General features: G+C 73.5%; 16 protein-coding genes. 5 read left to right on the top strand and 11 right to left on the bottom strand.

Going from position 1 to position 20,629, the window contains the following annotated elements:
- Positions 1 to 52: 52 nt before the first annotated feature.
- Genes DFJ68_RS06315 through DFJ68_RS06305 form a run of 3 tightly spaced genes read left to right on the top strand, consistent with a single transcriptional unit; the run spans position 53 to position 4,203 of the window.
- Positions 53 to 2,590, top strand: coding sequence for a DNA gyrase/topoisomerase IV subunit A (locus DFJ68_RS06315; protein ID WP_121031955.1), 2,538 nt, complete (start codon positions 53 to 55; stop codon positions 2,588 to 2,590).
- A complete protein-coding gene (locus DFJ68_RS06310; RefSeq protein WP_121031953.1) occupies positions 2,587 to 3,594 on the top strand; it encodes a sucrase ferredoxin in 1,008 nt (335 codons plus the stop codon). Before DFJ68_RS06315 ends, DFJ68_RS06310 begins: the two co-directional genes overlap by 4 nt.
- A gap of 60 nt (positions 3,595 to 3,654) precedes the next feature.
- Entirely contained in the window at positions 3,655 to 4,203 is a 549-nt protein-coding gene (locus tag DFJ68_RS06305; protein WP_211333278.1) for a globin domain-containing protein, read from the top strand.
- A gap of 101 nt (positions 4,204 to 4,304) precedes the next feature.
- On the opposite strand, the gene DFJ68_RS06300 is transcribed toward DFJ68_RS06305, so the two are convergent.
- The 7 genes from DFJ68_RS06300 to DFJ68_RS06270 form a co-directional block, all read right to left on the bottom strand.
- Positions 4,305 to 5,189, bottom strand: a complete 885-nt coding sequence (locus DFJ68_RS06300; protein WP_147431519.1) for a tetratricopeptide repeat protein — start codon at positions 5,187 to 5,189, stop codon at positions 4,305 to 4,307.
- Positions 5,186 to 6,289, bottom strand: coding sequence for a vWA domain-containing protein (locus DFJ68_RS06295; protein WP_147431518.1), 1,104 nt, complete (start codon positions 6,287 to 6,289; stop codon positions 5,186 to 5,188). Before DFJ68_RS06295 ends, DFJ68_RS06300 begins: the two co-directional genes overlap by 4 nt.
- Complete coding sequence (locus DFJ68_RS06290; protein WP_121031947.1) at positions 6,286 to 7,260, bottom strand: VWA domain-containing protein; 975 nt, start codon at positions 7,258 to 7,260, stop codon at positions 6,286 to 6,288. Before DFJ68_RS06290 ends, DFJ68_RS06295 begins: the two co-directional genes overlap by 4 nt.
- Positions 7,251 to 7,736 carry a hypothetical protein gene (locus tag DFJ68_RS06285; protein ID WP_121031945.1) on the bottom strand — a complete coding sequence of 162 codons (486 nt, stop codon included), beginning with the start codon at positions 7,734 to 7,736 and terminating at the stop codon, positions 7,251 to 7,253. Before DFJ68_RS06285 ends, DFJ68_RS06290 begins: the two co-directional genes overlap by 10 nt.
- Positions 7,723 to 8,610: a DUF58 domain-containing protein gene (locus DFJ68_RS06280; protein WP_121031943.1), complete on the bottom strand. Its 888-nt coding sequence runs from the start codon at positions 8,608 to 8,610 to the stop codon at positions 7,723 to 7,725. Before DFJ68_RS06280 ends, DFJ68_RS06285 begins: the two co-directional genes overlap by 14 nt.
- Before the next feature lie 56 nt (positions 8,611 to 8,666).
- The gene (locus tag DFJ68_RS06275) at positions 8,667 to 9,641 is read right to left on the bottom strand and encodes an AAA family ATPase (protein WP_221185927.1); all 975 of its coding nucleotides are present in this window, start codon (positions 9,639 to 9,641) and stop codon (positions 8,667 to 8,669) included.
- 473 nt (positions 9,642 to 10,114) lie between these two features.
- Complete coding sequence (locus DFJ68_RS06270; RefSeq protein WP_121031940.1) at positions 10,115 to 12,247, bottom strand: DNA gyrase/topoisomerase IV subunit B; 2,133 nt, start codon at positions 12,245 to 12,247, stop codon at positions 10,115 to 10,117.
- A 511-nt stretch (positions 12,248 to 12,758) separates the two neighbouring features.
- On the opposite strand from DFJ68_RS06270, the gene DFJ68_RS06260 reads away from it, so the two are divergent.
- Both DFJ68_RS06260 and DFJ68_RS06255 read left to right on the top strand, forming a co-directional pair.
- On the top strand, positions 12,759 to 12,983 hold the full coding sequence (locus DFJ68_RS06260; protein WP_121035142.1) for a DUF7455 domain-containing protein: 225 nt from the start codon (positions 12,759 to 12,761) through the stop codon (positions 12,981 to 12,983).
- A gap of 152 nt (positions 12,984 to 13,135) precedes the next feature.
- Positions 13,136 to 13,627 carry a DUF456 domain-containing protein gene (locus tag DFJ68_RS06255; protein WP_245963500.1) on the top strand — a complete coding sequence of 164 codons (492 nt, stop codon included), beginning with the start codon at positions 13,136 to 13,138 and terminating at the stop codon, positions 13,625 to 13,627.
- Positions 13,628 to 13,740: 113 nt separating this feature from the next.
- On the opposite strand, the gene DFJ68_RS06250 is transcribed toward DFJ68_RS06255, so the two are convergent.
- From DFJ68_RS06250 to DFJ68_RS06235, 4 genes are all read right to left on the bottom strand, one after another.
- Positions 13,741 to 14,151 (bottom strand): DUF3040 domain-containing protein, encoded by a 411-nt coding sequence (locus tag DFJ68_RS06250; RefSeq protein ID WP_121031936.1) that lies wholly within the window; start codon positions 14,149 to 14,151, stop codon positions 13,741 to 13,743.
- A gap of 151 nt (positions 14,152 to 14,302) precedes the next feature.
- Positions 14,303 to 15,580 carry a DNA polymerase IV gene (gene dinB, locus DFJ68_RS06245; RefSeq protein ID WP_121031934.1) on the bottom strand — a complete coding sequence of 426 codons (1,278 nt, stop codon included), beginning with the start codon at positions 15,578 to 15,580 and terminating at the stop codon, positions 14,303 to 14,305.
- A gap of 150 nt (positions 15,581 to 15,730) precedes the next feature.
- The gene (locus DFJ68_RS06240) at positions 15,731 to 16,495 is read right to left on the bottom strand and encodes a methyltransferase domain-containing protein (RefSeq protein ID WP_121031932.1); all 765 of its coding nucleotides are present in this window, start codon (positions 16,493 to 16,495) and stop codon (positions 15,731 to 15,733) included.
- A gap of 171 nt (positions 16,496 to 16,666) precedes the next feature.
- The gene (locus DFJ68_RS06235) at positions 16,667 to 20,617 is read right to left on the bottom strand and encodes a DNA polymerase III subunit alpha (RefSeq protein WP_420823670.1); all 3,951 of its coding nucleotides are present in this window, start codon (positions 20,615 to 20,617) and stop codon (positions 16,667 to 16,669) included.
- Positions 20,618 to 20,629: the final 12 nt, after the last annotated feature.

Genomic DNA, 20,629 nt, shown 5'->3' with positions numbered 1-20,629 from the left:
ACCCGACCGACCAGCCTGACCTGCAGGACACACGCGAGGAGCCTCACGCGGCATGGCCCGACGAACGACCACCCCACCTCCTCCCGAGGACTTCGAGGAGAAGATCGTCGGGATCGACGTCGAGGAGGAGATGAGCAACGCCTTCCTCGAGTACTCGTACAGCGTCATCTACAGCCGCGCGCTGCCCGACGCGCGGGACGGGCTCAAGCCGGTGCAGCGACGCATCCTCTACGGCGCCAACGAGCTGGGCCTGCGCCCCGACCGGGGCCATGTCAAGAGCCAGCGCGTCGTCGGCGAGGTGATGGGCAAGTACCACCCGCACGGCGACACGGCCATCTACGACGCCCTCGTGCGCATGGCGCAGCCGTTCACGCTGCGGCTGCCGCTCATCGACGGGCACGGCAACTTCGGCTCCCTCGACGACGGACCGGCCGCCGCCCGCTACACCGAGGCACGCATGGCCTCGGCCGCGCTGCTCATGGTCGGCAGCCTCGACGAGGACACCGTCGACTTCGTCCCGAACTACGACGACACGCAGTACCAGCCCGCCGTGCTGCCGGCGGCGTACCCGAACCTGCTCGTCAACGGCGCCGCCGGCATCGCCGTCGGCATGGCCACGAACATGGCGCCGCACAATCTCGTCGAGGTCATCGGCGCGGCCCGGCACCTCATCACCAACCCCTCGTGCTCGCTCGAGGACCTCATGAAGTTCGTGCCCGGCCCCGACCTGCCGTGCGGCGGTCGCATCGTCGGGCTCGACGGCATCCGCGACGCCTACCTCACCGGCCGCGGCAGCTTCCGCACCCGCGCGACGGTGCGCATCGAGTCGGTCTCGCCGCGGCGCAAGGGGATCGTCGTCACCGAGCTGCCCTACCTCGTCGGGGCCGAGAAGGTCATCGAGAAGGTCAAGGACCTCGTGCAGGCGAAGAAGCTGCAGGGGATCGCCGACCTCAAGGACCTCTCCGACCGCCAGAACGGGCTGCAGCTCGTCATCGAGGTCAAGAACGGGTTCAACCCCGAGGCGGTGCTCGAGCAGCTCTACCGGCTCACGCCGATGGAGGAGAACTTCGGCATCAACAACGTCGCCCTCGTCGACGGGCAGCCGCGGACCATGGGCCTGAAGGAGCTGCTCCAGGTCTTCGTCGACTTCCGCACCGACGTCGTGCGCCGCCGCACGGCGCACCGCCTGGCCAAGCGCGAGGAGCGACTGCACCTCGTCGAGGGCCTGCTCGTCGCGATCCTCGACATCGACGAGGTCATCCAGCTCATCCGCGGCAGCGACGACACCGCCACCGCCCGCGCCCGCCTCATCGAGGTCTTCGAGCTGAGCGAGGTGCAGGCGAACTACATCCTCGAGCTGCAGCTGCGCCGCCTGACGAAGTTCTCCCTCATCGAGCTCGAGTCCGAGAAGGCCGACCTCGAGCGCGACATCGAGCAGCTGCGCGCCCTGCTCGACAGCGAGAAGCTGCTCAGCCGCCTCGTCTCGACCGAGCTCGCGGAGGTCGCCAAGGCCCACGGCACCCCCCGCCGCACCGTGCTGCTCGAGGGCACCGGCGCCGCCGCGTCGGCCGGTGCGACCCCGCTCGAGGTGGCCGACGACCCGTGCCGGGTGCTGCTCAGCTCGACCGGGCTGCTGGCTCGCACCGCGAGCGCCGACCCGGTGCCGACCGAGGGCGGGCGCAGCAGGCACGACGCCGTCGTCGGGTCGGTCGCCACGACCGCCCGCGGCGAGTTCGGCCTCATCACCTCGGCGGGGCGCATGGTGCGGCTCTCGGCCCTGGACCTGCCCACCCTGCCCCCGACCAACGGCGCCCCCAGCCTCTCGGGCGGGGCGCCGCTCGCTGCGTACGTCGACCTCGCCAAGGGCGAGCAGCCGGTCACCATCGTGCCCGTCGGCGAGCTGGCCCCCGTCGTCGCGCTGGGCACCGCCGCCGGTGTCGTCAAGCGGGTCACCCCCGACGCGCCCAAGGGCGGTGAGTGGGACGTCATCGGGCTGCGTCCCGGCGACCGCGTCGTCGGCGCCGCGGTGGCCGACCGTGCCGACGTCGACCTCGTCTTCATCACGAGCGACGCGCAGCTGCTGCACTTCCCCGCGGGTGGCGTGCGCCCGCAGGGGCGGGCCGCGGGCGGCATGGCCGGCGTCAAGCTCTCCCCCGGTGCGACGGCCGTGTGGTTCGGGGTGGTCGACCCGGCTCGCGAGGCCGTCGTGGTCACCTCGTCCGGCACGAGCGCGGCGCTGCCCGGCACGGAGGCCGGCGCCCTCAAGGTGACGCCCTTCACCGAGTACCCGCCCAAGGGCCGGGCCACCGGCGGCGTCCGCTGCCACCGCTTCCTCAAGGGCGAGGACACCCTCGTGCTCGCCTTCGCCGGCAACACCCCGGTGCGCGCCTCGGCCGCCAACGGGGTGGCCGTCCCCCTGCCGGACGCCGACGGGCGACGCGACGGGTCGGGTGTGCCCGGCACCGCCGTCATCGCCGCCGTCGCCGGGGTTCCGGCCGACTCTTCGCGCGACTCCCCGGGCGGGGCCGGTCCGCTCGCGGCGGACGCGCCCGATGCGGATGCCGACGGGGCGGGGCCGGCGACCGAGTGACGACCCTGCCGGGGCAGCACCCCGCCACCGCGGGCCACGGGCGGTCGGCTGCCGACGCCTGCTCGGTGCTGTCGGACCTCGACGGCACGAGCGCCTTCGGCACGGCCGCCCCGGCGCGGTTCTTCGTCGTGCTCGAGCAGAACGGGCCGTGGGGGCGGGTGGCCGCGCGCCAGAGCCACCTCGACCCGGCGCTCGGCGGCGACCTCGAGACCCGGTGCACCCGTCTCGGTGGGCGGTTCATGCTCATGCGCCGCCCCAGCGGACACCCCGACCAGCCGCACCCGCGCCAGGTGCTCGTCGCGTGGACCGGCGGTGAGCGCCCCGCCGAGGCGTGGCTGCTGCTGGCCGAGCTCGGCCGCGCGGGCGACCTCGTCGGCCTCGACTGGCACGCACTGGCGGCCGGTGACCGCCGAGCCGTCGCCGCGTCGCTGCCGGGCTCTGTGACGGCGCCGCCCGCCCTGCTCGTCTGCACCAACGGTCGCCGTGACGTGTGCTGCGCGGTCCGCGGTCGACCGCTGGCGGCTGCCGCCCACGCCCTCGCCCCCGACCGCGTGTGGGAGGTCTCGCACACCGGTGGCCACCGGTTCTCACCCACCGCCGTGCTGCTGCCGTGGGGCCAGAACTACGCGCGTCTCGACGACGCCAGCACCGCCGAGCTGCTGACGACGAGCGCCGGGGGGCACACTCCCGCAACGCTGTTCGGTCCGCTGCACGACCGCGGCCGCTCCGGCATCCCCTCCGCCGAGGCGTGCGCGGAGTCGTTCGTCCGGGGCCTGACGGACGAGACGTCACTCTCCGCGTTCACGACGCGACCGGCATCCGCCGGCATCGGCCGGGACACCGACGGGGTCGCCACCGGTGCGGTCGAGGTGGTGCACGCCGACGGCCGCCGCTGGCTCGTGCACATCGAGCGCGTGGCGTCGGGGCCGGTGCGCCCGGGCTCGTGCGCTGCCAAGGCATTCCCCGTCGTCGAGCACCGGGCCCGGCTGGTCGACGGTCCCTGACCATCCTCACCACTGCGTGGGCTGCTGGTCGGTGACTCCCGGTCGTGCCACAGTGGCGCGATGGCGACGGTCGACGGAGCGTCCGGGGCGACGGTGCACGAGGCGATGGGCGGTGGTCCCGGCGTCCGGCGTCTCGCCCACGCGTGGCACGAACGGGTGCTGGCCGACGCGGTCGTGGCCCACGCCTTCAGCCACGGGTACCGCGACGACCACACCGAGCGGCTCGCCGCCTACTGGGCCGAGGCGCTCGGCGGACCGGACGACTACTCGCGCGGGCTCGGCGACGAGTCGTCGGTCGTGCGCGCCCACAGCGGCAACGGCGAGCACCCCGAGATGAACGAGCGGGCCGTCGCCTGCTTCGACCTGGCCCTCATCGACGCGGGCCTGGACGGGGAGCCCCTCCGGACGGTGCTGCACGACTACTTCACCTGGGCCACGACGACGTCGATGTACCGCTTCCACGTCTCCGCCGACGACGTGCCCGCGGGTCTCGCCGTGCCCCACTGGTCGTGGGACGGGCTGCAGCCCGGCGCCTGGACGGAGCCGGCCGTCACCCGGCCGTGCGCTCGGCGCCTCCGAGCCAGCGGGGGTGCCAGACGTACATCGTGACGCGCGTTCGACACCCCCGGGCGGCGAGAGGTGCCAGGCGCACGATGCCCGCCACCCGGCATCCGCTCAGCGATGACGGACGCGGTCTGTCGGCGCTGTGGTCACCAGGGCTTGGGCACCGCCGGGCCTCCCCCGCCGCCGTTCTGGCTGCGGGAGTCGTCGTCCTGCTGCTGGTTGCGCTCGGCCGTGTTGCGCTGCTGCTGCTGGCGCAGTCGCTCCTGCTGTTCAGGCGTCGGCTGCTGCCCGGAGTCGGGCTGCGGCTGGGGCGGAGGCTGCTCGCCCTGGCCCTCCTGGGGCTGCTGCGGCTCCTGGCCCTGCTGCTGCTCGTCCTGGCTCTTCTGCTCCATGCGCTGCTGCGCGTCGGAGGCCCGCTGCCCGCTGTCACCGCCCTCCGGCGCGTCGCACAGGGGCGGCCGCTCGGCCATCGTCGTGATGCCCTTGTCGTAGAACTGGCGCCACTCGGTCTCCCGCTCGGCGGCCTTCGCGGCGTCACCGAGCGCCTCGTAGGTCAGGCCGAGGTTGACGCGCACCTTGCACTCGTCGACCCCGCCCTTCGGCACCTCCTCGAAGGCCTGCTCGAAGTACGGCCGGGCCTGCTCGAACCGGCCCGCCAGCACCTGCGCGTCGCCGAGCGCGAAGGGGGCACGGAACCCCTCGACGACGTTGACCCAGCCCTGCCGCTCGCCCCACGTGGTCGTGCCGTCGACGTCACCGGCCGTGTACGCGGCGAGGGTGCGGTCGTGCACCGGGTTGAGGGTGACGAGGCGCAGTGCGACGAGGGCGAGCAGCACGGTCACGGGCAGCGAGGCGAGCAGCAGACGTCGCCGCCGCGCCGCGAGGTGCGGCGGCAGGGCGCGGCGCCGGCGACGCGGCATCCGGGACAGGAGATGACGCCACCAGCGGTCGGATGCCGTCGGGGCCGGGGTCGCCGCGCCGGGCTCGCTCGCGCGGGGTGGCGGGGTCGTCAGGGTGCTGGGCCGGGTCACGGTGCGGCCTCCCGGCGGCGACGGCTCGAGGTGATGCCGGCGACGGCGGCGCCGATCTCCCAGACGGCGAGGCCGGCGACGCCGAGCAGCAGCGGCCAGTACAGCTCCTCACGGGCACGCACCCGCTGCTGCTCGATCTCGGCGTTGGTGCCGTAGCGGTCGAGGTCGATGCCGTCGACGACGGCGCCGATGCCGTCGCCCGCCTCGCGGTGGACGTAGGGCACCCGCAGCTGCTCGGCGATGGCGCGCAGCGTCCCATCGTCGGCGACGGAACGGGCGTCCTCCCCCGTGGTCGGGTCCTTGAGGTACTCGGTGCTCGAGCCGAAACGGGCGGCGGTGGCCCGCATGCGGCCGCCCTCGCTCGTGCCGTACCCGAGCACCGCTCCCCCGTTGACGAGGCCTTCACGGATCTCGAACGGGGCCGGCGGGTCGGCGGCCGTCTGCTCGCCGTCTCCGAGGTAGAAGACGACCCGGCCGCGCTCGGGCTGGGCGGTGCTCGCCTGCTCGAGCAGGGCCGCCAGCCGCTCCCTGGCCTCGGAGACGGTGGTGCCGCGCGAGTACTCCGACGGCTCGGGGGCGAGGGTCTCGACCGCCGCACCGAGGGCCGTCGTGTCGGTCGTCAGCGGCAGCCGGACCCGCGTCGACTGGTCGAAGGTGAGCACCGAGTACCGCGCCCCCGGCAGGGCCCGCGCGATGTCGACGATGTCGTCGCGCACCCCGAGCACGCGCGGCCGCTCGTCGCCGTAGTCCTCCGCGACGATGCTCGTCGTCGTGTCGACGACGAAGTAGACGTTGAGGTTGGCCGCGGTCGTGTCGACCTCACCACCGGGGAGTCCCGGCCGCAGTGCCGCCGTGCCGAGCAGCGCGACCGCAACGGTCAGGCGCCATCGGGTGCCGGCCGGCCTCGACAGTGCCGACCGCACGGACCTCCCGGTCGGGACGGTTCCCGCCCCGACCGACCCGGGAGACCCGGTGACCGCACCGGCGCGCCCGGACCGGCCCACCGGCATCCGACCGTCGGACGGCCACCACACGGCCACGAGGGCGGCGAGGACGAGGAAGAGCAGCAGGGGCCAGGCCACCACGGGCAGGAACGTCACGACGACCACCGCCGTGCCGCCCCGATGACGCCGGCGAGGCCGAGGCCCGCGAACGCGATGGGCAGCGTCGGGCTGTCGGTGTAGAGCGCGCGGGCGGCCGAGTCGATGAGGCTGGCCTCCTGCGCCTGCACCGAGCTGACGATGGAGCCGATGGCGCCCTCGTCGCCCATCGCGAAGTAGCGGCCGCCCGTGGCGGTGACGACGGTGCGCATCTCGGCGGCCTCGCTGTCGAGCCCGTCCTCCTGCGGGTTGAGGCCGTAGACGCGCACGCCCTTCGACGTGGCGAGTCGGCCCGCCTCGTCGACCTCGACGAGCGGTCGGCCGGCGAGGTGGTTGTCGGTGGCGAGCACGACGGAGCGCGCCCGCTGGGTGTCGACCCGGTCGAAGCTCGTCACGCACGTCGCGAGGCCGTCGCCGATCAGCGAGGTCCCGCGCCCGTTGAAGGTGCCGGCGAAGAAGGAGTCATACTCGGGGTCGCCGGACAGTGCCTTCTGCGCGTTGGCGAGCTCGTCGTTGATGAAGACGTAGTCGTCGGTGAGCGGGAAGACGGTGGCGGCCGACGAGTTGAAGATGACGAGCCCGATGCGCTCGCCCTGGAAGCTCTTGACGAGGTCCTGGAAGGTCGAGACGAGCTCGGCGTCGAACGAGGCCATCGAGCCGGAGATGTCGAGGCAGAGCATGATGTCGCGGTTGCGCGTCTGGGGTTGCTCGACCGTCGTGTCGAGCGGGCGCGCCGCCCCGACGAGGGCCGACCCCGCGAGCAGGCACCCGCTCGCGGCCAGGACCGCGAGCCGGATGCGGTGCCCGCGCAGCGCCCGCTGGAAGGCCGGAAGTGCTGTCAGGGCAGTCGAGTTCGCGACAGCGGCGGCGCTGACACCGCGCCGCTTCGTGAGGCGCCGGTGGACGAGCATCACGCCGACGACGGCGAGGAGCAGGGCGACGGCCAGCAGGGCCGGGTACTTCAGGTCCATCGCGCCACCACCTGCTTCGCCACGGCCGCGGCGCCGCCGACGGTGCTGGCCTGCCCGGGCGCGAACTCCCCGGGGTAGAGCGTCCCGACGACCTCCGACACGGGCTCGAGCCGCTCGCCGCGGGCGTTGAGGTCGGTCAGTGTCATCGTCGGGGCGTGGATGCCGGACACCTCCTGCACGAAGTGGCGCACGAGCACGCTCAGCTGCTGGTGCGCCCGACGTTGGGTGATCTCGCCGGTGTCGGCACGGGCGACGACGACGTCGATCTGGCGGGCGTAGTCGGCCCGCAGCCGGGTCAGCCGGTCGGCGGTGATGCGGGGCGGCACCACCAGCGCCCGCTCACGGGTCGACCACCACACCCACGCGTACCAGAGCACGACGGCGGCGAGCAGGGCCACACCGATCCACAGCCACCGGGTGGCGTAGGGGTCGGGGGCGTAGAAGCCGGGTGGCGGCGTCGGGTCAGCGGCGAGCACGGCGCTGCCTCTCGAGCAGGGCGAACACGGTGGTGACCACCTGGTCGGTCGAGCCCACCCGGGCGTGGTTGATGGCGCGCCGGTCGAGCAGCTCGTTCGTGCGCTGCAGCCGCGCCCGGGTCTCGGCCGCCCACGCCGCCCGCACCTTCGGGTCGAGCCGCACCCCGGTCGGCAGGGAGTAGCCGTCGGCCACGTCGTAGGCCGTCACGCCCGCGTCGATCGCGGTCGGGTCGGCGTCCTCGACCGTGAGCCAGAGGATCTCGTGCTGCACGTGCAGCCGGCGCAGCAGCTCGTCGAGGGCCGGGTCGAGGTCGCGGTCGTCGGCGACGACGAGCAGGAACAGGCGCCGCTTGACGTTCTGCACGATCCACCGCAGCTGCACGGCGAGGTTGCTCTGCTCCCCGTCGAGCCGGGTCGCGCCGTCGACCGCGCGCAGCAGCAGCTCGAGGTGCGCCTCGGTGCCGCGCAGGTCGTGCGAGACCGTCGAGGATGCCGTCCCGCGAACCAGCCCCACGAGGTCACCGTGCCGCTGGGCGAGCCACCCGACGAGACCCGCCGCGGCGACCGCGACGTCCTTCTTGCTCTCCCCGCTGCGCGTCGTCGCCGCCATGCCTCGGCCGGTGTCGACGACGAGGACGAGGTTCTGCTTGCGGTTGGCGACGTAGCGCTTGACCAACGGCCGCGTGTGCCTGGCGCTCGCCTTCCAGTCGATGTCGCGGACCTCGTCACCGATGACGTAGTCGCGCAGGTCGTCGTAGTCGAGGCTGCGCCCGTGGAAGACCGAGGCGTACTCGCCCTCGAGCATCCCGCGCGAGCGACGCCGGGCATGGACGAAGAGCTTGCTCTTCACCCGCGTCAGCATCGTCGTCGGCATGTGGTCGGCTCCTGCGCTCTCTCGCTGCTCCGGCTCGTGGGGCTCTGGTCCGACCCTCAGGGGGTCCGGATCCCGTTGACCATGGCGTCGACGACCTGCTCGACCGCCACCTCGTCGGCGGCGGCCTCGAAGCCGAGGGTCACCCGGTGACGCAGCACGCGGTGCGTCAGGGCCTTGACGTCGTCGGGGACGACGTGGTTGCGCCCGTCGACGAGCGCCCGCGCCCGGGCGGCGCTCGCGAAGGCGATGCTCGCCCGCGGGCTCGCCCCGAACTCGACGTACCCGGCGAGCCGCGGCTCGACGTAGTCGCGCGGGTGCCGGGTCACGTAGGTGATGCCGACGATGTAGTTGACGATCGCCGGGTCGACGTAGACCCGGGAGGCGAGTCGGCGCAGGCGGCTGACGTCGTCGAGCGAGACGACCGGGTGCGGCTGCGCGGCGAAGACGCCGGAGTCGATGCGGCGCAGCACCTCGGCCTCCTCGGCGGGCGAGGGGTAGTCGAGGACGTCCTTGAGCATGAACCGGTCCATCTGCGCCTCGGGCAGCGGGTAGGTGCCCTCCTGCTCGATGGGGTTCTGGGTCGCGAGGACGAGGAAGGGGTCGGGCAGCGGGTACGTGCGGTCGCCGATCGAGGTCTGCCGCTCCTGCATCGCCTCGAGCATCGCCGACTGCGTCTTGGCGCTGCTGCGGTTGATCTCGTCGAGCAGCACGACGTTGGCGTGCACCGGGCCGAGCTGGGTCTCGAAGGTCCCCGAGTGCTGGTTGTAGACCTGGGTGCCGACGATGTCGCTCGGCAGCAGGTCGGGGGTGCACTGGATGCGGTGGAAGCGCCCGCCCACCGCCTCGGCGAGCGTCTGCGCCGCCGTCGTCTTGGCCAGGCCGGGGACGCTCTCGAGCAGGACGTGACCGCCGGTGAGCAGGGCGATGAGCAGCGTCTCCTGCAGCCGCGCCTGCCCGACGACCTTGGCCGTGAAGGCCTCGGACACGCGGCGGATCCGCTCGGCGGCCCAGTCGAGCTCGTCCTGCTGCAGGTACGCGGTGGCGCCGGGCACGGTCGTCTCCGGCCGGACGTCGAGGGCCGCGACGGCCTCGTCCGCCTCGCTCGCGCCGTCGGTACCCGTCGCGTCCGCCACTTCGCGGACCTCACCGGATGCCGGTGAGCCCGGCCCCTCCGACCCGCCACCACGGGTGCCCACGTCGTCACGTCGCCCGGTGGCAGGGGTTCCGGCGGGCTGCGGCGGCGGCTGCTCCTCGAGCGGCCGCTCGGGCCGGGTCAACGGCTGCGACCCGGCCCCGGAGGCGGGCACGTCGACGGCAAAGTGCCGGTCGTGCCCGTCGGCGGCGTCGGTCGTGCTGCCCTGACTCATGCGAATCCCCTTCGGCGACGGTCCCGCACGCCGGGCGGCACGGGACCACATGGTAAGCACGGGTCGCGGAGCAACGGGCCTGCGAGGGCGCTCACCGTCTCGCCGGGCGGACCGGCATCCGGCCCGGTGGGCGACGCTCAGGCGTCGATGCGCTCGCGGTCGACCTCGGCGGCGCTGTCGATGATGAAGTCCTTGCGGGGCGCGACCTCGTTGCCCATGAGCAGCTCGAAGACGCGCTCGGCCGCCTCGAGGTCGCGCATCGTCACCTGGCGCAGGGTGCGCTTGCGGGGGTCCATCGTCGTGTCGGCCAGCTGGTCGGCGTCCATCTCGCCGAGGCCCTTGTAGCGCTGCATCGGCTGCTTGATCTTCTTGTTGCCGCGCTCGAGGCGCGCGAGGGTGCGACGCAGGTCGGCGTCGTTGTACGTGTAGATGAGCTCGTTCTTCTTCGCGCCGGCGTTGACGACCTCGATGCGGTGCAGCGGCGGCATGGCGGCATAGACGCGACCCGCCTCGACGAGCGGGCGCATGTAGCGGAAGAACAGCGTGAGCAGCAGCGTGCGGATGTGGGCGCCGTCGACGTCGGCGTCGGTCATGATGATGACCTTGCCGTAGCGGGCGGCCTCGAGCTCGAAGGTGCGGCCCGACCCGGCGCCGATGACCTGGATGATCGAGGCGCACTCGACGTTCTTGAGCATGTCGCCCACGGACGCCTTCTGGACGTTGAGGATCTTGCCGCGGATCGGCAGCAGGGCCTGGAACTCGCTGTTGCGGGCCTCCTTGGCCGTGCCCATGGCCGAGTCGCCCTCCACGATGAACAGCTCGGTGCGCCCGACGTCGGTCGTGCGGCAGTCGCGCAGCTTCGTCGGCAGGCTCGAGCTCTCGAGGGCGGTCTTGCGGCGCTGGGTCTCCTTGTGCAGCCGCGCGCTGATGCGCGACTTCATCTCGGCCGTCACCTTCTCGAGCAGCCGCGTGGCCTGCAGCTTGTCGTCGCGCTTCGACGACGTCAGACGCTCGGTCAGCTGCTGCTCGACCACCTTGGCGACGATGGCGCGCACGGCGTTGGTGCCGAGCACCTCCTTCGTCTGGCCCTCGAACTGGGGCTCGGCGAGGCGCACGGTGACGACGGCGGTGAGCCCGGCGAGCACGTCGTCCTTCTCCGGCTTGTCGTTGCCGACCTTGAGGCGGCGGGCGTTGAGCTCGAGCTGGCGGCGGAAGACCTTGAGCAGCGCCTGCTCGAACCCGGTGACGTGGGTGCCGCCCTTGGGGGTCGTGATGATGTTGACGAACGACAGCAGGCGGGCGTCGTAGCCCTGGCCCCAGCGCAGCGCGACGTCGACTCCGCACTCTCGCTGCACCTCGGTCGGGGTCATGTGCCCCTGGTCGTCGAGCACGGGGACCGTCTCGGTGAAGGTGCCCGACCCCTCGAGCCGCATCACGTCGGTGATGGCGGCGTCGGGGGCGAGGAACTCGACGAACTCGCTGATGCCACCGTCGTGCTGGAAGACCTCCTCGACGACGGGCTCGCCGGAGGAGGCCGCCCGCTCGTCGCGCAGGACGAGGCGCAGGCCGGGGATGAGGAAGCTCGTCTGCCGGGCGCGGGCGGTCAGCTGGTCGTAGTCGAGGTCGGCGCTCTTGAGGAAGATCTGGCGGTCGGGCCAGAAGCGCACCCGCGTGCCGGTGACGCCCCGCTTCGCCTTGCCGACGACGGGCAGCTCGCTGCGGGTCTCGTAGGCGGTGAAGGCGGCGTCGGGCGAGTGTGGTGCACCGGTCGTGCCGGAGTCGGCGAACCGCCCGGGCTCGCCCCGACGGAAGCTCATGCCGTACGTCTTGCCGGCGCGGTCGACCTCGACGTCGAGGCGGGACGACAGGGCGTTGACGACCGAGGCGCCGACGCCGTGCAGGCCTCCCGTGGCGGCGTAGGAGCCACCGCCGAACTTGCCCCCGGCGTGCAGCTTGGTGAAGACGACCTCGACGCCGGACAGACCGGTGCGCTGCTCGACGTCGACGGGGATGCCACGGCCGTTGTCACGCACCTCGATGGAGCCGTCGGCCCCGAGGACGACGACGATGTCGGTGCACACACCCGCCAGCGCCTCGTCGACGGCGTTGTCGATGATCTCCCACAGGCAGTGCATGAGGCCGCGCTGGTCGGTCGAGCCGATGTACATGCCGGGTCGCTTGCGCACCGCCTCGAGGCCCTCGAGGACCTGGAGGTGGCGGGCGGTGTAGTCGCCCGTGCCGGACGAGGTGGGGCGGGAGGCGGAAGCCACAGGGCTGCTCTTTCGGTGGTGCGTGCTGGTGCCGGACGACACGGATGCCGTCCCAGGCAGCGTAACGAGGTGGCGGGCGTGCCCCCGGCAGGCACGCGGCCGGGGGCGGCTGTGGGCGGCTATGCGCGCACCTCAGGTCGGCGGCGGCGTGGGGTGGCGTGGGGTGGCGTGGGTGGAGCAGGCGGTGCGGACCGCGCGGGCGACGCGGACCGGGCGGGACGGCATCCGGTCTCGTGGGTCGGGCGCGGGTCGTGACGGGTACGGGACGGGTGCCCCCATCCGACCGGACGCCGGGAGCGAAGACGGCGTGGGGATGACGTGGGGGTAACGATCGTGGCATGACGCAGGTCTCATCCTTCGAGCCTGACGATGGGGAACGAATGTGCGTGATTGACTGTTGGAACCAGCACGAGCCCACGGGGGACAGAGCAGGGAGACCCGGCCCGGGCGAGGTTGGAATGGAAGAGGGTCCTCGACGAGGACCCGACGAGGGAGGATTGAGGCGAGCATGATGACTACAGCACTGGCACCCGAGATGACGGCAGCCGACCGCTGCGACCGCTGTGGCGCCCAGGCGTACATCCGTGCCCGGCTCACGTCGGGCGGCGAGCTGTTCTTCTGCGCGCACCACGGTCGGGAGTACGTCCCGGCCCTGCGCGACAAGGCCGTCGACATCATCGACGAGACGGACCGGCTCACGGACACCCCGGCCGCGGCCGGAGCCGAGGAGCGCTGAGCCAGGTCGCGGCCACCCGCTGACGGGGGCACAGGACCAGACGGACGCGCCGACCCTTCGGGGTCGGCGCGTTCGTGCGTCCCCGGGACGGGTGTGGTCGGTCGGTACGGTGCTCTCAGGACAAAGGTGCGACGACGACTGAAGGAACTCACGTGGTGATCTCGGAGACGACCGTGCTCGTGGCGCTCGCCATGGCGGTCGGGACGGTCGGGATCATCGTCCCCGTGTTGCCCGGGCTGCTGCTCGTGTGGGGGGCGTTCGTCGTGTGGGCGATCGCGGCCGGCACCACCGGCGGCTGGGTGGGGCTGGGCGTGGCGACGCTCGTCTACGCCGCCGGGCTCGTGGCGCAGTACCTCTTCCCGGGCCGACGGCTCAAGGCGGCGGGGGTGCCGACGTGGGTCATCGGGCTGGCCCTGCTCGTCGGGGTGGTCGGGCTGTTCGTCGTCCCGGTCGTCGGAGGGCCGCTCGGCTTCGTCGCGACCGTCTTCATCGTGCAGAGCGTCCGGCACCGAGACCCGGTGGTGGCGCGGCGGGCGACCGGTCAGGCGCTGCGGGCCGTCGTGGTCAACCTCGGAGTCGAGCTGCTCACGGCCCTCGCCCTCGTCACGACATGGGTCGTCACCGTGTGGGTGACGCGGGCCTGACGACGCGTCGGACCCGCGCTGGGGGCGCCACGGTCACGATGGCGGTGGTCACGACCGGGTCGACGCCGGGCATACCGGTGAACGGTCGGGGGTGGACCCCCGGGAGGTGAGGCTCAGAACTGGTCGCGGCGGCGCTTGTCCCAGCGCTCTTCGAGACGCTCCATGAAGTTGCCGCCGGCCTTGGGGGCCGTTCCCCGGCCGGGCGTCGTCCGCTGCTGGCGGGGCTTGGGCGTCCCGTCGTCGCTGACGGCCGCGAGGGTCGTCTTCGACGGGGTGATGGCGTAGACGATGCCGGCGACCATGATCGCGAAGCCGACGGCCCCGAGCCAGATCTGGCTGATCATGGCGGAGAACACGACGAGCGCGAGACCGGCGACGCCGGCCACGGCGCCCACGACGACACGACCACGCCCGCCCGACCGCTTCTTCGTCTTCTCGATCCGTGAAGCGAAGCGCGGATCTTCGGCGTAGAGGGCCTCCTCCATCTGCTGGAGTAGGGCTTCCTCGTGTTCCGAGAGTGCCACTCGGCACCTCCCTGTGCGATCTCGTCGTCTACTACCCGAATCGTATGCCAGCCGGCCACGACTCGGGCTCTTGAACTCAGGATAGGTCCGGTCGCCGCCCTTGGGAACTCGATGCCCCACGGGCACCTCGCGAAACCCTCGCGTGCGACGACTACCCCCCTCTCGTACCCGCGCCCGGGGTCCCGGAACCGTCACCCCGGCGACCCGGCGTACCCCCCATGAGGCTCGCCGGACGCACGGATCCGGCACCGAACCGGGCGCTGGCGCGGTCGACGGCGCGGTCGGCGTCGCGCCAGCCGTGCTCGGGCTCGTCGAGGCGGGCCTGGATGGGGGCCGCGCCGGTCTCGACGAGCCCTTCGAGGCGGACCCCGACGAGCCGGATGCGCGCGCGCTGGAGGCCGAGGCGGTCGTAGAGCTCGCGGGCCGTGGCGAAGATCTCACGGGAGACGTCGGTGTGGTGGCGCAGCGTCTTGGCCCGGGTGATGGTCGTGAAGTCGGAGAAGCGCACCTTGATCGAGACGGTGCGCCCGGTCATGCCGGCCGACCGGGCCCGGGCGGCCGTGCGGTCGGCGAGGCGCAACAGCTCGCGGTGGATGCGGACCGGGTCGTCGATGTCGTGCGCGAAGGTCTCGTCGGCACCGATGGACTTCTCGCGCCGGGTCGGTACGACCGACCGGGGGTCGCGGCCCCAGGCGAGGTCGTGCAGGCTGCGGCCGGCCACGTCGCCGAGGGCCCGCTGCAGCGTCTCGAGCGGGGTGTGCGCGAGGTCGGCGACCGACCGCAGGCCGAGCTGGTGCAGGTGCTCCTCGGTGCGGTCGCCCACCCCCCAGATCGCGCCGACGGGCAGCTGGTGCAGGAAGGAGACGGTCTCGGCCCGGGGCACGACGATGAGCCCGTCCGGCTTGGCCAGGCTCGAGGCGAGCTTGGCCACGAACTTCGTCGAGGCCACCCCCACGGAGCAGGTGATGCCCTGCTCGTCGGCGATGGTGTCGCGCAGCTGCTCGGCGATGCGCGTGGGCGGCCCGAGCCGCCGGATGGCGCCGGCGACGTCGAGGAAGGCCTCGTCGAGCGACAACGGCTCGACCTGCTCGGTGACGGAGGCGAAGGTCGCCATGATCGCGTCGGAGATGACGGCGTAGCGGTGGTGGTCCGGCTCGATGACGACGGCCTGCGGGCAGAGTCGGCGCGCCCGGGCCATGGGCATCGCGGAGGTCACCCCGAAGGCGCGGGCCTCGTACGTCGCCGAGAGCACGACGGAGCGCCCGCCGGCGCCGCCGATGACGACCGGTCGCCCGCGCAGCTCGGGCCGCGAGATGAGCGACGCGGACGCGTAGAAGGCGTCCATGTCGACGTGCAGGACGGTGCAGCCGGTGTCGTCGGCCGGACCGTCGCCGTCACGGGTGGGCGCGGCGAACTGACGGCGGCTCACCGGGCACCCCCCGCGGTCGGGCTCGTCGACAGACCCTCCGACAGGCCCTCCGACAGATCCACCGACAGACTCACCGACAGGCCCACCGACAGGCCCATAGGCGACCTCGCCGACGACCTCACGGCAAGGGGCGCGGGGCCTCGCGCCGGGTCAGTCGCGACGGGCGACGACGTGCAGGCCATGACCGAGGATGCGGAGGAGCTCGCTACCGGCCACCTCGACGAGCAGCTCGTCGAGCTCGGCGACGGCGGCACGGTCACCCTCGGAGTCGACGAGGGGGGCGGGGACGAGGTGGCGCAGCACGTCGATGCCGCGCGACTGCTCGACCGTGAACCCGGTGCGGGCGAGCAGCGCCTCGACCTCGTCGGGGTCGAACCGGCGCGGCAGCGGGTCGGTCGGGCCCCAGCGACCGCTCGGGTGCCGGAGGGCCGACCGCGCCTGGTCGAACTCGCCGGCCAGTGCCTTGGCGAAGACGACGGCGAGGCGGCCGGAGACGAGCAGCGAGAGCACGCCGCCCGGTGCGAGCGCGGCCGCGACCGCCCGCAGGGTGGTCTCGGGGTCGTCGACGAACTCGAGGGTGCCGTGGCAGCAGGCGAGGTCGACGACGCGCCCGTCGAGCACCTCCGCCAGCGAGTCGCCGTCGCCCTGGACGCCGGTGACGAGGCCCTCGATGCCCGACTCACGGGCGCGACGGGTGAGGGCGGCGAGGGCGTCGGGGCTGGGGTCGACGACGGTGACCCGGTGGCCGGCCTCGCCGAGGGCCACGGCGACGCCGCCGGTGCCGCCACCGAGGTCGAGCACCTCGAGCGGGCGACCGAGCCGGTCCGACCGGTCGGCGGCCAGGGCCACGACGGCCGCCCCGACGGCGTTCGGCCGGACCGAGGCACGTCGCCGCGGTCGCTGCTCGTCGGGCACGGGGTCCTCCAGGAAGGGTGCGGTGGGGTCCGGCCGTCCACCACGGCTTTCACCGGGGCTTTCACCGGGGCTTTCACCGGGGCTTTCACCGGGGCTTCCGTCGTGGCTCTCACCACGGCCGTGCCGGACCGGGTCGGACGGGTCGCCGACGGCGTCACGGATGTCCTCACCCTAGTGCCCCGAGCTTCCGGGACTGGCGTGCCACAGCTTGCGCGGTGGGGCGTCGACGGGGTGGCCGACGGCACCGGAGGCGGGGCGTCGGCGGGTGCCCGGGTCGGGGTCGAGGGCCGCGGCCGGGACGAACGACCCGGAGCCTCGGGTGGCCCGGACGTCGGTGCCGGCGGGCTTGATGTCGGCGTAGGGCGACTGCCGGAAGCCGGAGGCGTGCACGAGCACCCGACGGCCGTCGGGCCCCTCCCCGACCCCCTGCCCTGCGCCCTGCGCGGCGAGGGCCTCGACCCGCTCCCAGGCCCCGCGGTCGGCGGCCTCGAGGGCGTCACGGACCGCCTCGACGCCGCCCGCGGTCCAGGCGTCCTGCAACGCCGAGAGCTCCCACGCCCCGGTCGCCCGGATCGAGACCCCCCGAGGCCCGGTGCGGCGCACCACCCCCCGGCACAGCAGCAGCCACGAGTGGAAGACGGTGCCCGCGTAGGGGCCCTGGACGTCCTCGAAGAAGGTGAGGTCGCTCGGGCCGGTCGCGTCGTCGAGGGTGAGGAAGACGACGCGACGCCCCGAGCGGATCGGGGGCGTCTGGGTGGCCACCTTGACGCCGGCGACCCACACCTCGCGGCCGCTGCGGCCCTCGAGCAGGTCACGGGCGCGCGTCACCCCGAGGGCGTCGAGCATCGGGGCGTAGAAGTCGACGACGTGACCGCTCGCGTCGAGGCCGAGCACCTCGAGCTCGGCCCGCACCCGCTCGGGGCCGGTCATCTCGGGCAGCCCGCTCGTGGTCTGCAGGGTCGGGGTGTCGCCGAGGTCGAGGGCCAGCTGGGTCGGGACCTGGTCGGGCACCGGCGCCGCGGCCTGCGACTGGGCCGCGGCCAGGGCCCGGATGCCGCCGTCGACCGACACCGACGTGACCCGGGCCCGCCGGCCCTTCGAGGCGGCCGAGACCCGACGCTGGGAGGAGGACCACCGGTCGAGCTCGGCGACGTGCAGCAGCAGGTCGCGGCGGGTGACCCGGCCACGTCGGCCGAGCCCGCCCCGGCCGAGACCGGGGCGCCCCAGCCCGGCCGGCGCCCGACCGTTCGGCACGCCCTCGTGCTGCCGCCCGTCGGCCGGGCCGAGCTGCCGGTCGTCCTGCCAGCTGCCGCGTCGGGCCCGCGCCCCGGCGCCGGGGTCGCCCCCGAGGTCGATGTCGTGCAGGGCGTCGAAACCGCCGGCGAGCACGAGCCTCTCGGCCACGGGCCGCGAGACGTGCGCCCGCTGCCAGAAGTCGGACAGGCTCGCGTACGGCTGTCCCCCGACGATGCGTGCCACCTCGGCCTCGCTGATGCCGTGCACGTCGGCGAGCGACAGGCGGATGCCCGGACGACCGTCGTCGGTGCGCTCGTACCGGTAGGCGCCCGTCGAGGCGTTGACGTCGAGGCCGAGGATCTCGACCCCGAACGACCGGGCGTCGTCGAGGATGAGCCGCTTCGGGTACATGCCGGGGTCGTGGGTCAGCACCCCGGACAGGAAGGCGGCCGGGTGGTGCGCCTTGAGCCAGGCGGACTGGTAGGTCGGCAGGGCGAAGGCCGCGGCGTGCGCCTTGCAGAACCCGAACGAGGCGAAGGCCTTGAGCACCTCCCAGATGCGGTCGACCGCCTGCTCGTCGTAGCCGCGGGCCCGGGCCGCGGGCCGCCACCAGGCCTCGACCTGCGCCTGACCGGCGGTCGAGCCCATGGCCCGGCGCACCTCGTCGGCCTCGGCGAGGGTGACGCCGGTCGTCTCGGCGACGATCATGAGCACCTGCTCGTGGAAGACGACGACCCCCTCGGTCTGCTCGAGCGCGGGGATGAGGGTCGGGTGCAGGTACGAGGGGTTCTTCCAGCCCTGCCGGGCCTCGAGGAAGGGCACGATCATGTCGCTCTTGACCGGTCCGGGTCGGAAGAGCGAGATGTCGATGATGATGTCCTCGAAGCTGCGCGGGCCGAACTTGCCGATGAGCTCGCGCTGCCCGGGGCTCTCGATCTGGAAGCAGCCGAGCGTGCGGGTCGACCGGATCATCTCGAAGGTCGGCTCGTCGTCGAAGGGCACCTGCTGCTCGTCGTCGAGGTCGACGACGACCCGGTCGACGCGCTCGACCTCCTGCAGCGCGTGGGCCATCGCCGACTGCATGCGGATGCCGAGGACGTCGAGCTTGAGCAGGCCCATCTCCTCGACGTCGTCCTTGTCGAACTGGCTCATCGGGAAGCCGAGCCAGCTCGCCTCGACGGGCGTGCGGTCGAGCAGCGCCGAGTCGGACAGCACGACCCCGCACGGGTGCAGCGCGATGTGGCGCGGCAGCCCGTCGAGCCGTTCGACGATGTCGAACATCAGCTGCAGCCGCGGCACGTCGAGACCGCTCGCCCGCAGCTCGGGCAGCTCGGCGAGGGCGTGGCGCACGTTGCGGGCGGCGATGTGCGGGAAGGCCTTGGCCATCGCGTCGACCTCCGGCGGCGGCAGCCCGAGCGCCGCCCCGACGTCACGGATGGCGTGACGCACCCGGTAGGTGTCCATCATCGACACGCACGTGACGCGCTCACCGCCGAAGTGCTCGAGGATCCGCTCGTAGATCTCGGTGCGGCGGGCGGACTCGACGTCGATGTCGATGTCGGGCAGCTCGGCCCGCAGTGGCGAGCAGAACCGCTGCATGAGCAGGCCGTGCCGCATGGGGTCGACCCCGGAGATGCCGAGGAGGAAGTTGACGACGGAACCGGCGCCCGAGCCGCGGGCGGCCACCCGCACCCCCATCTCGCGGATGAGGTCGCACACCTTGGCGACGGTGAGGAAGTAGGTGGCGTAGCCCAGCCCGGAGATCACCTCGAGCTCGTCGTCGAGGCGGGCGTGCACCTCCGCGAGGCCGGCGCCGGACCGGGCGGGGTAGCGGGTGGCCACCGACGCGCGGCAGCGCCGGGCCAGCACCTGCTGGGGGTCGTCGTCGCCGAGGCCGAGCGCGGCCGGCTCGGGCAGGTGCACCGAGCCGATGCCGAGGTCGGCCCGGGGCTGTTGGGTGCAGTCGGTCGCGAGGGCGACCGTGCGCCGGACGAGGTCGCGGGCCTGCTCACGGGCGGCCGCTCCCCCACCGACGAGCCCCGGACCCGACACCTGGGTGACGTCGAGGGCGAGGGCGTGCATGAGGGGCGTGGGCGACAGGTGCCCGGCCGCGGTGACCCGGTCGAGGTGGCGGGTGTCGAGCGCGACGAGCCGGCGGGCGGCGTCGAGGACGTCGACGACGGCGGCGTCCTGCGGGTCGGCGTGCCGGACCGCCGCGGTGAGCACCGTCGGGACCCCGACCTCGCGGGCGAGGGCGAGCATGCGCCCGGCCTGACCGAGGCTGCCGGGAAGGTGCTCGGGCCCCCCGTGGCAGACCAGCTCGACGACGACGCCACCGTGCGGGAGCAGCGCTACCCACCGCTCGAGCGCGGCCCTGGCCCGGGAGTGCTGCTTGGCCAGCACGGCCCGGCCGACGTCGGAGTCGGGGCCGAGGAGCACGACGAGCGACCGCTCCCCCGCGACCGTCGTCGCGTGCTGCGCGACGAGGTCGGCCGTCGTGACGGGGGTGCCGCGCTCCCCCCGCAGGTGGGTGGCGGTGACGAGGCGGCACAAGGACGCCCACCCGGCCCCGGCGGGCAGGCCGCTCGTGCCGCTGCCGCGGGCCAGCACCGTGACCCGGGGCAGCCGGGGGTCGACCAGGGCACCGCCCCGGACCGGCGTGCGACCCGCACCGCGGGCCCCCGCCGACGCGACCCCGCGACGCGTCGGTGGTGGCTCGAGGGCGAGGTCGACGCCGAGGACCGGGGCGATGCCGTGGGCCATGCACGCCTTGACGAACTTGACCGCGCCGTACAGCCCGTCACGGTCGGTGAGGGCGAGGGCGGGCTGGCCCCAGGCGGCGGCACGCTCGACGAGCTGCTCGGGGCGGGCGGTGCCGTAGCGCATCGAGTAGCCGGA

Origin of the sequence: Terracoccus luteus (genome assembly GCF_003635045.1) — a bacterium.
In the GTDB taxonomy this organism is placed as follows: domain Bacteria; phylum Actinomycetota; class Actinomycetes; order Actinomycetales; family Dermatophilaceae; genus Terracoccus; species Terracoccus luteus.
Note: the sequence above shows the minus strand (reverse complement) of the source record. Positions and strands in the feature narration are given on the sequence as shown.

Excerpts from the sequence above, each read along its gene's own strand:
- DFJ68_RS06280 (WP_121031943.1), bottom strand. The coding sequence starts at position 8,610 with ATGCCGACGACGATGCTGACGCGGGTGAAGAGCAAGCTCTTCGTCCAT.
- DFJ68_RS06260 (WP_121035142.1), top strand. The coding sequence starts at position 12,759 with ATGACTACAGCACTGGCACCCGAGATGACGGCAGCCGACCGCTGCGAC.
- DFJ68_RS06290 (WP_121031947.1), bottom strand. The coding sequence starts at position 7,260 with ATGGACCTGAAGTACCCGGCCCTGCTGGCCGTCGCCCTGCTCCTCGCC.
- DFJ68_RS06315 (WP_121031955.1), top strand. The coding sequence starts at position 53 with ATGGCCCGACGAACGACCACCCCACCTCCTCCCGAGGACTTCGAGGAG.
- DFJ68_RS06305 (WP_211333278.1), top strand. The coding sequence starts at position 3,655 with ATGGCGACGGTCGACGGAGCGTCCGGGGCGACGGTGCACGAGGCGATG.
- DFJ68_RS06235 (WP_420823670.1), bottom strand. The coding sequence starts at position 20,617 with ATGCGCTACGGCACCGCCCGCCCCGAGCAGCTCGTCGAGCGTGCCGCC.